We start from the raw sequence: 12,518 nt of genomic DNA, 5'->3' as shown, positions 1-12,518 counted from the left end.
CCACCCCCATTCCTATTTTTTCTGATGCAGCAGGTCGACAAGCAGCGAGGCTACTTTCAGCGTGTCGTGACGAATGACATGCTGGTCGTATGTAATGATTTCTCCAGGGATCACTTCTAGTCCCATTGCTTTCAGTGCATCTGTGTCGAATTGTACAGGCTGTGCCTGTTCCTCTGCATATTTTGCTTTGATTTCTTCTGGAATTGCTTTATTGTTCACAAAAATCGTATCGATAAATGGACGATCCATATGATCATTTAATGCCTGTACATGATCAGCTGCACTGTAGGAAAGCGTTTCCCCCGGCTGCGTCATGACATTGCAAATATACACTTTTTTCGCCTTAGAGCGAATCACTTCTTCTCCAATATGCGGGACAAGCAAGTTTGGCAAAATACTTGTATACAGGCTGCCGGGCCCAATGACGATCAAATCCGCCTCACGAATGACTTGAATGGATTCTGGCAGCGGTTCAATCGTATCGGGTGTGAGGAACACTCGTTTAATTCGCTCACCATAGGTGGGAATTTTCGATTCTCCTGTCACCATTTGCCCATTTTCTAATTCCGCATGAAGAACAACACTTGAATTCGCTGCTGGCAATACTTTACCTCTCACATTTAAAACCTTGCTCATTTCAGTAACGGCATGAAAAAAATCACCGGTTATATTTGTCATGGCCGCAAGAATGAGGTTGCCGAGAGAGTGGCCTGTTAAGTCATTCCCTTTGTTAAAACGGTGCTGAAATAAATCTTCTACAAGCGGTTCAACATCAGAGAGAGCCGCAAGGACGTTTCGAATATCTCCTGGAGGAGGAATATTCAAATCATGCCGCAGTCTGCCTGAGCTGCCTCCGTCGTCAGCAACCGTTACAATAGCGGTAATGTCCACTGGCTTCGTTTTTAGCCCTCTGAGCAAAACAGATAAGCCAGTGCCGCCGCCAAGAATGACCACCTTTGGTAGTGTCGTCATCTATTTTCTGCTTCTCTTTTCAATGTCCCGGTGAGTGACATGTGTATAGTAATCGTTTTTAAAATACTCGGATAAATAGTTGGCCAGCGTCACAGATCGATGCTGTCCGCCTGTACAGCCGATGGCGATCACAAGCTGGCTCTTTCCTTCTCGTTTATAGGACGGAAGCATAAAGCTGAGGAGATCGATTAATTTCTCTGTGAATTTTTGTGTTTCAGTCCATTTCATCACATAGGAGCGCACTTCTTCATCGTTTCCAGTCTGTGGACGCATGCTCTCAATATAGTAAGGATTCGGCAGGAATCTCACGTCAAAGACAAGATCAGCATCAATCGGCAGGCCGTATTTAAAGCCAAAGGACATCACGTTTACTGTAAACACCTGTCCTTGATTGGTGGCAAAATGCGTGACAATTTTTTCTCGCAGCTGTTTTGGTTTTAAATCCGATGTATCAAAAATCATTTGAGACCGGCCTTTTAACTCCTCTAACAGCTCGCGCTCCATTGCAATTCCTTCGAGCGGCAAACCTGTTGTCGCAAGGGGATGCGAACGTCTCGTTTCTTTGTATCTTGAGACCAGCACCTTATCATTTGCATCTAAAAATAGAATTCTTGGCGTGATCCAGTCAAGATCACCCATTTCATCTAAGGCGGCAATTAAGCTGTCAAAAAATTCGCGGCCGCGCAAATCCATCACAAGAGCGACCTTGCTCATCTTGGAATTCGATTCCTTCATGAGCTCTAGGAATTTCGGTAAAAGTGATGGCGGCAGGTTATCAACGCAAAAGTAGCCTAAGTCTTCAAAGCTTTGAATGGCGACGGTTTTTCCCGCACCTGACATTCCTGTAATAATCACAAGCTGAATATCTTCTTGTTTGTGTGTATTCATGCCTGCTCCCTCTCCTTCTTTATGAAAACGGTTCATGTATTATTCTCCCTGAGGATCTAACCGATAAGCAATCAGCTCAAAATCGGGTGTATACGTAAAAGTGCCATGCAGAAGCCCTTTTCCTTTGAGCATGAAGTCAAGAATATGGGAATCTCCTGGAGCCACCGGCAAATGAGGCACATCTTTTACGTCATGCCATTTTAAAATGCCTTCCTCTGACTCTGTTACGTTTTTTCCAGTAAATGAATCTGCCATAAAGGTGAACATCATCCACTCTTGAACGATTTGATCGCCTTCTTTTATGATAAAGGTAAAAACACCTTTTAGCTGCGGATTTAAAATATAAATACCAGTTTCTTCTCTATATTCTCGAACGACTGAATCCTTGACCGATTCTCCGCTTTCCATTTTGCCGCCCGGCGCTACCCACCAGCCCCGTCTTGGCTTTTGCAGCAAGAGAACTTGATCTTCGTGATGCAGCACACAATTGGTTACTCGTTGCATCAGCTGTCACCTACTCTTTTATGTCTTTAACTTATTATACAGGTTCAACCTGACTCCCACAATGAACATGCCCGTTCTTCCCTGAAAACAGACCGGTTTTCGTTTGAAAGATGTCACGGGCAATTTCTCTACTCTTTATTTTACAGCATCTAACGGTTCTCCATGCGTCATTTGTGAACATCTCGTGAATTTCTGATTTTAGGCAAAAAAAAGGACACGGATTTACATCCGTGCCAAACATGTATTCCTTATAAAAGGGGGTCAATTACTAGTTTTATCATAACGGAAAATTATTTCACCCGTGTTACATTCCAGTTAAAAGCCCATGACGCTATATTAAGGATTTACGACAGCCTTTTATTTCGTTGCTTTGAGTTTTTCAGCAAGCTCTTCTACATAATGCTGTGCGCTTTGTGCTGCAATACTTCCGTCACCTGTTGCTGTCACAATTTGACGAAGTGTTTTTTCACGAATGTCACCAGCAGCGAAAATTCCTTCCACTCTCGTTTCCATTCTTTCGTTTGTTTCGATGTAGCCTTCTTTATTTGTAATACCGAGATTTTCAAATGGTTTAGACAGTGGCAGCATTCCGATATAGATGAAGGCGCCGTCTGTTTTAAACTCTTCTTCTTCACCAGTTACCGTATCAATCAATGTCACACTGCCGACTTTCCCGTTTTCTTCATTGATCTGTTTCACGGTTTTGTTCCACATGAAGTCAATTTTTTCATTATCAAAGGCACGCGCTTGTAAAATGCTTTGTGCACGAAGTTTATCGCGTCTATGGATAATCGTTACTTTAGAAGCGAAACGTGTGAGATACACACCCTCTTCTACCGCAGAATCTCCGCCGCCAATGACGACAAGCTCTTTGTTTTTAAAGAATGCGCCGTCACATACTGCACAATATGATACGCCGCGTCCGCCAAGTTCTTTTTCACCTGGTGCACCGATTTTTTTGTATTCAGCTCCTGCCGCAATAATGACAGAGCGTCCTTTGTATTCTTTTGAGCCGGCTTTGACGATTTTGTATTCTTCACCGTTCACGATTTCTTTGATATCGCCATATGCATACTCTGCACCGAATTTCTTCGCATGCTCAAACATTTTATTTGAAAGTTCCGGCCCTAAAATGCTTTCAAAGCCAGGATAGTTCTCGACATCTTCCGTATTCGCCATTTGTCCGCCTGGAATTCCTCTTTCAATCATTAACGTTGAAAGATTTCCCCGTGATGTATAAACAGCGGCTGTCATTCCGGCAGGACCCGCTCCAATGATGATCGTATCGTAGATTTTTTCTTCTGACACAACTGTCACTCCCTCTTCAATTGCTGCTCGCATTTCTTATTAGAATGCCCTTGGGTGATGCTTCCATTCATGACAGAGAGCATCATTTCCACTCTTAGCTTTTATTCCTTACCCATATCCTATTAAATCTGCGGGCAATAAGCGAATCATTTGCTCATATCTTCAAAAAAAGAAAAAGCTTCCTTAAACTGCTGTTTAAGGAAGCTTGTTTACGGTTATATAAAAAGTAATGATTTATTCAACAACTCTTCTTACAACACCATTGAATGCTTTTTTCCAGTATACGTTGTTCATTGAGTCAACTGAAACACCGCGAGAGCTGTTATCGTTCAAGAATGAACCGTTTCCTAAGTAAATACCAACGTGTCCATTTACTTTATACGTATCAAAGAACACAAGGTCTCCGCGTTTCATGTCAGATGCACTTACAGCTCTTCCTTTACCTACAAGCGTATCTGTTGTTGTACCACCAACTGGTCCAAGGTTGATGCCTGCTGATGCGAATGCCCAGCGAACGAATGAAGAACAGTCAAAACGACGTGCGTCAATATCGGCTTGTGATCTGCCGCCGCCCCATTTATACGGTGATTGTCCAACAATAGTAGAACCTGTGCTGATCGCACCTTCGATTCCGCCAACGTTACTGCTGACAGGTGATCCGCCGCCAGAAGATGGCTTTTTGCTTGGTGAACTGCTGTTGGTGTTATTGTTGTTGTCATTAGATGATCCACTGTTACTTGAAGACGGACTGCTATCGTTATTTGAGCTGTTGTCTTCCGCTTGGACACTAGCTTGACGCTGCTGCTGTTGTCTTTGTGCTTTTTCTTCTTTTGCTTTTTGAGCTGCTTCTCTTGCTTCTTTTTCAGCTTGTTTTTGTGCAGCTACTGTTGCGTCTTTTTCAGATGCAATGCTGTTAGCCTCACTGTTTAACTCGCTGATTTCAGAAAAAGCACTTCCTTTTTGCTTTTTCACTTGCTTGAACAGCTTGTCTTTTTCATCAAGCTGTTTATTCAAGTCTGATTGAAGCGTTTCAAGCTTTGCAAGTGTGTTTTGCACATTTTCAAGCTTTGTGTTTAATTCGTTTTCAGACTTTTGAAGCTCAGCTTTGTCTTTTTCCTGCTCTTTAATGATTTCACTGTCTGCATTGATCAGTGTAGATACTGCACCTGCACGGCTGATGAAATCGCTAAAGCTTTTTGCTCCTAGTAATACATCTATGTATTTCGTAGAACCGCCGCTCTCTTGAATGGCACGTACACGCTTTTTCAAGAACTCGTTTCTTTCTTCAATACGTTTTTCTGTATCAGCAATTTCTTTTTTCAGTGCTTTGATTTCTTTTTTTGTTTTTTCATTTTCTTTTTGTTTTTCTTCGATTTGATCACTTGTTTTTAAAGCTTTCTCGTCAATATCTTTAAGCTTTTGTGCAAGTGCCTCTTGTTTTGCTTCAAGCTTTGAAAGCTCTTCTTTTTTCTTTTGAAGGTTCTTGTTTACCTCAGATTGCTTGCTGTCTAGTTCTTGTTTCTTTTGTTCAAAGTTCTGTGCGTTTGCTTCATGCGTAAATGGAATAAATAAACCGCTCGCTCCGATCACCGAAGCTAAACCGAAAGTAATAAACTTTTTCACGAATAGTTCCTCCTTTGACAATTTCCCAAGCGACATTAGAAAGCAGCAAATTCTCTGCGATCAATCTGTGCTCTCTATGTCTTTCTTCCTGATTGTTCAGTCAGATGTTGACCAGATTGTTTCTATCACTAGGTGTTTCATTATGTATAGTAAAATATTTAAATATCTATCTTTGTTTTAATCCACGATTTTCATTATACATGAGACATCGACAAAATGAGCTAATATTTTTATTACATTTATGTTTCAAAAACATGTCGTGATTGTCATACTTCGCCAATTCCTTGCAAATCCCACCTTTTTATCCAAGAAAAAAGCATGACCTTTTCGGCCATGCTGGGATGTTCTGAATCTATTTACCTATTTAATCGATTAACGTACAGATCTCTCGTTCGTATTTTGACAGTGTTTGAACACTGATCTGAAAAGCGGACGCAACGTCTTTTTTGCTGACAGCTGATTCTTCTTGTTCATTCATCCATAAATAATAAGATGCGGCTGCCCAGGCAGGCGCATTTTTCTTATCAATACCAGAAGCACGTGCCTGCTGAATAATATGGAATAACCAAAAATAAGGCATATGGCTGTCAGGCTGAACCGCTTCCTCCAAACTGGATGCCGCCTGTTTTGCAAAAACGGCATCTTCTGAAAAAGACTTTTCTTTCATTTCATCTTCATACAAAAGCAGTTCTATAAATTGCTGTTCAAAGGCCGTTTTCGCTGCGCGTGCATCAAGGACAGACTGCAGAACGTCACGTTCCCCTTTTTGTTTACTGACATAATACGCAGTCAGCCGTTCCTCAATCGAGACCATTGTCTCAGTCTCCTCAGGTTTATCCTGCCACGGCTTGATTTCATCTGCGTCGATATCTTCTTCGACCATCTTATCCCAAACCGTTTGGGCGAGCGTTTTGTGGCCTGTATGATAGGCTGCGCTTGCCAGCCAGTATAAAAATGTACTATCTCCCTGAAAACCTGTTTTGTACAAAGAATAAAGCCATTTAAAGGCCCATTCAAATTCTCCCACAAGGGCAAATGTTGCGCCAAGCTTATAACGCTGTTCACTTAGTATTGGATACACGTGCGTTAATTGCTTCGCTAACATGTTGACCTTCTCTTCTTCTTTTTCATAATGGTAGAAGACAAGCTGATTGCAAAGGGCATGCAGATTACCGGGATTTTCATGAAGGACCCGGTTCAACATTTCTTTCGCCTGATGGATTCGGCCAGAATAAAAATAGGCCAAAGCGAGATTATTATACGCTGACCAAAATTCTGGATACTCAACAATCATCTGTTCCAGCATCTCAATGGCTTCATCGAGTCTGCCGCTTTCTAGCAAATGGTTTGCTTGATCCTGCTTCACAATCAGGTCATCCTGATCATAAGGAAAATCTTCGTCCTCTTCGCCGCTCATATCGAGCAGGTCAAGGAGGTCGTCATTTTCATCCGCAAATTCCCCGTTCTCTTCCAGTGCGGCATAAGCAGTAGCTGATTTATATGCCTCATGAAACAGTCCGAGATTGGCATAATTATTGGCTTTAAAATAGTGGCACTCAGACATGTTTTCATCGATGTGTTCAAGGATGAAATCAAGCAGTTCGTTTGATTGCTGGTAATGACCCATTTCAGTATAAATAATGGCAAGCTGTGACAGCATTTCTACATTTTCAGGCTCAAGTACGATGGCCCGCTGTATCAGCTTACTTGCCCTAGACAAATTTCTTTCTCTATATGCTTTAAGACCTTTATGAAAAAAGTAATGCCCATCTTGAAATAGCTGGACGACTTGTGTGTGATTATTTTGAGAAGTGTATTTACTCACCGATACCCTCCATTTCGAACAGTGTACCGTGTGTAGTATAACATACTTCACTAGTCGTCACATAGAACAAAAGGAAAGGAAGGATTTGTTTTTCATTTAAAATGAAAAAGCCAGGGTTATCCCCGGCTTTTCATTCACCTTGATGACGCTTTTTTAATACCTTTAATACATCATCAAGCGGCAATTGCTGTTCACGTAATAATACAAGAAGATGATAGAGGAGGTCAGCAGTTTCCCATTTCAATTCTTCTTGATCCCGGTTTTTTGCTGCAATGATCACCTCAGACGCTTCTTCCCCTACCTTTTTCAGGATTTTATCGACCCCTTTTTCAAATAGATAGGTTGTATAAGCACCTTCTGGCATTTCCGCCTGACGCTTTGCAATAACCTGTTCAAGTTCATTTAAAATTGCAAAACGATCCTGCTCTTCGCTTTGGCGCTTCACGCCTTCTTCCGAAAAACAGCTATAGCTGCCAGTATGGCAGGCTGGGCCGCTTGGCGCGACAAGGACAAGCAAAGCATCCTTGTCACAGTCATATCGAATAGAAGTCACTTGCTGGGTATGTCCAGAGGTGGCGCCTTTGTGCCAAAGCTCGTTTCTCGACCGGCTATAAAACCATGTTTCACCGGTCTCCAGCGTTTTTTCATAGGATTCTTGGTTCATATACGCAAGCGTCAATACTTCCTTACTTTGAGCATCCTGTACAATTGCAGGAATCAGGCCTGCTTCATTAAAAGTTAATTCATTTGCCTGTTTCATCTGACCTTCACCCCGTGTTCTCTCAAATATGTCTTCACCTCATGAATGAAGGTTTCTTTATAATGGAAAATAGAAGCTGCTAATGCTGCATCAGCTTCTCCTTTTGTAAATGCCTCCAGCATATGCTGGGCATTGCCAGCGCCGCCAGAAGCGATAACTGGCACAGTGACTGCCTCTGATACAAGCTTTGTCAATTGATGATCAAAGCCTGTCTTTTCACCATCGGCATCCATACTTGTCAGCAAAATCTCTCCTGCACCTCTCTGCACAGCTTCCTTCGCCCAGTCGCTGACCTCTAAATCTGTTTGACGGCGCCCTCCGTGTGTATAGACCATATATGCTTTTTGCTCTTCATCGTATTTTGCATCAATTGCGACAACGATACACTGGGAACCAAAAAAGTCAGCACCTTCTGAAATCAGTTCCGGTCTTAACACAGCTGCTGTGTTGACAGATACTTTGTCTGCACCCGCTCTTAATATACGCTTCATGTCATCAAGATGGTTAATCCCGCCTCCCACCGTAAATGGTATGGCAAGAGTGGACGCGACTTGTTTGACCACATCCACCATCGTTTTCCGGCCTTCATGAGAAGCAGAAATATCAAGAAAGACGAGTTCATCCGCCCCTTCCTCATCATAGATCTGCGCTAATTCGACCGGATCACCAGCATCCTTTAAGCCTAGGAATTGCACCCCTTTGACAACACGCCCTTCCTTCACATCAAGACATGGGATGATTCGTTTTGTCATCATATGCGGTCAAGCCCTTCAAACGCTTCTGTTAAAGTAAACTGCTTTGTGTAAAGTGCTTTTCCAACGATTGCACCAGACACACCAGACTGTTTTTGCGCTGACAGCTTTTGAAGATCAGCTACTGCGCTGACACCACCTGAAGCAATCACTTGTTTGCCGGTTGCTTCTGCTAAGCGAACCGTGCTTTCCACATTTGGACCAGACAGCATTCCATCCATTTGAATATCGGTAAAAATAAAGACCTCTGCGCCTTCCTTTGCCAATTCCCTGCCGAGTTCCTCCGCCTTCACTTTAGACGTTTCAAGCCACCCTTCAGTCGATACAAAGCCATTTCGCGCATCAATCCCAATCGCTATTTTCTCTCCATATTGCGCCAGCATTTTTTTCACAAAGGCTGGGTTAGATACAGCTGAGCTGCCGAGAATCACTCTATCTACGCCGCTCTTTAAATAAAAGGCAACATCTTCTTCTGTCCGAATACCGCCGCCGATTTGCACCTTCACATCTAAGGAGGAAGCAATCGCCAGCACATGCTCATGATTGACACGTTTTCCTTCTTTTGCACCATCTAGATCGACAAGATGAATCCATTTTGCTCCTTCTTTTACAAATTGCGCGGCCATGTCGAGCGGTGAATCTCCATAAATGGTTTCTTGATCATAATCTCCTTGCACAAGACGTACACATTTGCCATTTCTCATATCAATCGCTGGATATAATGTAAACTCACTCATTTGCTCACCCTCTGTTCGTTTGCTAATTGAATAAATTGTTTGAGCAGCGCCATTCCTGTTGTACTGCTTTTTTCAGGGTGAAACTGTGCACCAAGCACATTTCCCTTGCCAACAACAGCTGGTACTTGAACACCATAGTCCGCGCTTGCTAATTGCTCATCTGTATTCATATCACTCACATAATAAGAGTGAACAAAGTACGCAAATCCTTCTGGTACACCGTCAAACAATGGGGAGGGCTGATGAAATGTGAGCTCATTCCACCCCATATGAGGTACCTTCAGCCTTTGCCCGTCCTGATCACGATCCTTTAAAAGAACGACACGCCCTTTTAACAGCCCCAATCCTTTTGTGTGTCCTGCCTCTTCGCTTTCTTCAAATAACAGCTGCATGCCAAGACAAATGCCGAATAACAGCTTTCCTTCCTCTACGACTTGATGGATAAACGCCTCAAGTCCTGTCTGTTTTAACAGCTGCATTGCATCACGAAACGAACCTACTCCGGGCAAAATATAAGCATCTGCTTTTTTCAGCTCCTCCACATCAGAGGAGACGATATAGCGGGCACCTGCTCGTTCCAGTGCTTTTGATACGCTGAACAAATTTCCCATTCCGTAATCAATGACTCCGATCATTAGAGCATCCCCTTTGTTGACGGTATCCCTTTCACTCGTGGATCAATGGTTGTTGCTTCATCTAAGGCACGTGCCATCGCTTTAAAAATGGCTTCAATTATATGATGTGTATTGGTTCCGTAGTGAACAATGACATGAAGATTGATCCGGGCTTCAAGTGCAAATTTCCACAGAAACTCATGTACTAGCTCTGTATCAAAGGTACCAACCTTTTGACTCGGAAAGGCCGCTCTCATTTCCAAATGAGGACGATTACTTAAATCGACCACGACCTGGGCAAGTGTTTCATCCATCGGAACAAAGCTTGATCCATACCGCTTAATTCCCTTTTTATCGCCTAACGCTTCCTTAAACATTTGCCCAAGTACAATGCCGATATCTTCTGTTGTGTGGTGATCATCAACATCCGTATCTCCTTTCGCATCGACAGTCAAATTAAAGTGTCCATGCTTCGTAAATAAATCAAGCATGTGCGTCATAAAAGGGACATCTGTTTGAATATCCGCTTTTCCTTCTCCATCAATTTCTAGCGCTAATGAAATGTTCGTTTCATTTGTTTTTCTCGATGTTTTCGCCTGTCTCATTACGATTCCTCCCGCTTTCTCGCTTCAATCGACCTTGCATGTGCTTCAAGCCCTTCTAATCTGGCAAAAGCCGCAATGCTTTCCCTGTGTGTTTCAAATGCCTCTTGACTATATGAAATAATGCTCGTTTTCTTTTGAAAATCAGTCACACCAAGCGGGCTGGAGAATCGAGCTGTTCCGTTTGTTGGCAGCACATGGTTCGGTCCTGCAAAATAATCGCCCACCGGCTCTGGACTATAGCGTCCTAAGAAAATCGCCCCAGCATGCTTGATTTGACCAAGAAGTGATTCTGGATATGCTGTCAGCACCTCTAAGTGCTCAGGTGCTAATTGATTGACGACGTCTACTGCACGATCGATTGATTCTGTCACGTAAATACGGCCATGATCTTGTATGGATTTTGCTGCGATTGATTTTCTCGGCAAAGTATCCAGCTGCTTTCGCACTTCAGCCTGCACGCTTTCAGCAAGTGTCTTAGACGGTGTCACCAAAATACTAGATGCGAGCGCATCATGCTCTGCCTGCGAAAGTAAATCCGCCGCTACCTCATGCGCGACTGCTGTTTCGTCTGCTAGAACTGCAATTTCACTTGGGCCTGCAATCATATCAATATCTACCTGACCAAATACTTCCCGCTTTGCCAGCGCGACATAAATGTTCCCTGGACCTGTGATTTTATCAACAGGCTTGATGCTGTCCGTTCCATAGGCAAGTGCCGCAACCGCCTGTGCTCCGCCCATTTTATACATCTCAGAAATACCAAGCTCCTTCGCAGCAGCCAGTACAGCGTCAGAGAGACGGCCATCTTTCCCAGGAGGTGTCACAAGAACGATTCGTTCAACGCCAGCGACTAGCGCAGGAATCACATTCATTAATACAGATGATGGATAGGCAGCTGTGCCGCCGGGGACATACACACCTACCGCATCAAGCGGTGTTACCTTTTGTCCAAGCATTGAGCCGTCCTTTTGGTGATAAAACCAAGAGGACGTCAGCTGGCGCTCGTGGTATGTGCGAATATGCTTTATTGCCGTTTGAATAATTTGAACCATCTCTTTGTCCAAGCGGTCGCAGGCTTTTGCCATTTCATCTTCTGTGACAAGTGGATCTTCAATCAATACCCCGTCAAATTGCTTTGTAAAAGACCGTACAGCTTCATCACCATTTGTTCTCACTTCTTGTATAATGCGCTGAACAGCCTGACGCTGCTCTTCTGTTCCTGTATCTAAAGACCGTTTGAGTGAGAGAGTATCTGTCTCACCTTCTTGTATGCAGGTGATGTTCATGATGATTCCTCCCCTTCTCCTTCAATGATTCTTGCAAGACGCTGCGCCATTTCATCGATCACCGTATCCTTCATCCTATAGCTCACAGGATTGACAATAAAACGTGACGTGATATCACAAATATGCTCCGTTTCCACAAGGCCATTTTCCTTTAGTGTTTGACCTGTGGAGACAATGTCCACAATGCGATCGGCAAGCCCAATGAGCGGTGCTAATTCAATGGAACCATTCAGCTTAATGATCTCCACCTGTTCCCCTTGCTCTCTAAAATAGGATGATGCGACATTTGGGTACTTTGTCGCCACACGCGGCGCGACACCACCCCAGCTCGCTCCCGGCAATCCAGCAACAGCTAAATGACATTTACTGATGTTTAAATCGAGCACTTCGTACACATCACGAGCTTCTTCGAGCATGACATCCTTCCCTGCAATGCCAACATCCGCCACGCCGTGCTCTACGTAGGTGGTCACATCCATTGGCTTAGCTAAAATAAAGCGGAGGTTTTCTTCTGGTACATCAATGATTAATTTTCTTGAATCCTCGAATTCCTCCGGCAGCTGGTACCCCGCCTGTCTTAACAGCCCTGCTGCTTCTTCAAATATCCGGCCCTTTGGCATCGCCATCGTCAACACTTTACCCAT

General features: G+C 43.5%; 13 protein-coding genes. All 13 read right to left on the bottom strand.

Annotation, left to right across the window (positions count from 1 at the left end):
* Positions 1-12: 12 nt before the first annotated feature.
* The gene (locus NSS92_RS17310; RefSeq protein ID WP_340869558.1) at positions 13-972 is read right to left on the bottom strand and encodes a gluconeogenesis factor YvcK family protein; all 960 of its coding nucleotides are present in this window, start codon (positions 970-972) and stop codon (positions 13-15) included.
* The gene (gene rapZ, locus NSS92_RS17305; RefSeq protein WP_041108504.1) at positions 973-1,860 is read right to left on the bottom strand and encodes an RNase adapter RapZ; all 888 of its coding nucleotides are present in this window, start codon (positions 1,858-1,860) and stop codon (positions 973-975) included.
* 39 nt (positions 1,861-1,899) lie between these two features.
* Positions 1,900-2,364 (bottom strand): 8-oxo-dGTP diphosphatase, encoded by a 465-nt coding sequence (locus NSS92_RS17300; RefSeq protein WP_340869556.1) that lies wholly within the window; start codon positions 2,362-2,364, stop codon positions 1,900-1,902.
* A 357-nt stretch (positions 2,365-2,721) separates the two neighbouring features.
* Positions 2,722-3,672 carry a thioredoxin-disulfide reductase gene (gene trxB / locus NSS92_RS17295; RefSeq protein ID WP_048238006.1) on the bottom strand — a complete coding sequence of 317 codons (951 nt, stop codon included), beginning with the start codon at positions 3,670-3,672 and terminating at the stop codon, positions 2,722-2,724.
* 234 nt (positions 3,673-3,906) lie between these two features.
* Positions 3,907-5,295, bottom strand: a complete 1,389-nt coding sequence (locus NSS92_RS17290; protein WP_340869554.1) for a C40 family peptidase — start codon at positions 5,293-5,295, stop codon at positions 3,907-3,909.
* 364 nt (positions 5,296-5,659) lie between these two features.
* The gene (locus NSS92_RS17285) at positions 5,660-7,120 is read right to left on the bottom strand and encodes a tetratricopeptide repeat protein (protein ID WP_340869551.1); all 1,461 of its coding nucleotides are present in this window, start codon (positions 7,118-7,120) and stop codon (positions 5,660-5,662) included.
* A gap of 130 nt (positions 7,121-7,250) precedes the next feature.
* Positions 7,251-7,880 (bottom strand): bifunctional phosphoribosyl-AMP cyclohydrolase/phosphoribosyl-ATP diphosphatase HisIE, encoded by a 630-nt coding sequence (gene hisIE / locus NSS92_RS17280; RefSeq protein ID WP_340869550.1) that lies wholly within the window; start codon positions 7,878-7,880, stop codon positions 7,251-7,253.
* Positions 7,877-8,635: an imidazole glycerol phosphate synthase subunit HisF gene (hisF, locus tag NSS92_RS17275; RefSeq protein ID WP_340869548.1), complete on the bottom strand. Its 759-nt coding sequence runs from the start codon at positions 8,633-8,635 to the stop codon at positions 7,877-7,879. The genes hisIE and hisF overlap by 4 nt, the downstream gene beginning before the upstream one ends.
* On the bottom strand, positions 8,632-9,369 hold the full coding sequence (gene hisA / locus NSS92_RS17270) for a 1-(5-phosphoribosyl)-5-[(5-phosphoribosylamino)methylideneamino]imidazole-4-carboxamide isomerase (protein WP_267586705.1): 738 nt from the start codon (positions 9,367-9,369) through the stop codon (positions 8,632-8,634). Before hisA ends, hisF begins: the two co-directional genes overlap by 4 nt.
* The gene (gene hisH, locus NSS92_RS17265; RefSeq protein ID WP_340869544.1) at positions 9,366-10,004 is read right to left on the bottom strand and encodes an imidazole glycerol phosphate synthase subunit HisH; all 639 of its coding nucleotides are present in this window, start codon (positions 10,002-10,004) and stop codon (positions 9,366-9,368) included. The genes hisA and hisH overlap by 4 nt, the downstream gene beginning before the upstream one ends.
* A complete protein-coding gene (hisB, locus tag NSS92_RS17260; RefSeq protein WP_041115604.1) occupies positions 10,004-10,588 on the bottom strand; it encodes an imidazoleglycerol-phosphate dehydratase HisB in 585 nt (194 codons plus the stop codon). The genes hisH and hisB overlap by 1 nt, the downstream gene beginning before the upstream one ends.
* Positions 10,588-11,874, bottom strand: a complete 1,287-nt coding sequence (gene hisD, locus NSS92_RS17255; RefSeq protein ID WP_340869540.1) for a histidinol dehydrogenase — start codon at positions 11,872-11,874, stop codon at positions 10,588-10,590. Before hisD ends, hisB begins: the two co-directional genes overlap by 1 nt.
* A complete protein-coding gene (gene hisG, locus NSS92_RS17250; protein WP_059376603.1) occupies positions 11,871-12,518 on the bottom strand; it encodes an ATP phosphoribosyltransferase in 648 nt (215 codons plus the stop codon). The genes hisD and hisG overlap by 4 nt, the downstream gene beginning before the upstream one ends.

Origin of the sequence: Bacillus sp. FSL M8-0166, assembly GCF_038008825.1 — a bacterium.
Taxonomy (GTDB): Bacteria; Bacillota; Bacilli; order Bacillales; family Bacillaceae; genus Bacillus; species Bacillus safensis.
Note: the sequence above shows the minus strand (reverse complement) of the source record. Positions and strands in the feature narration are given on the sequence as shown.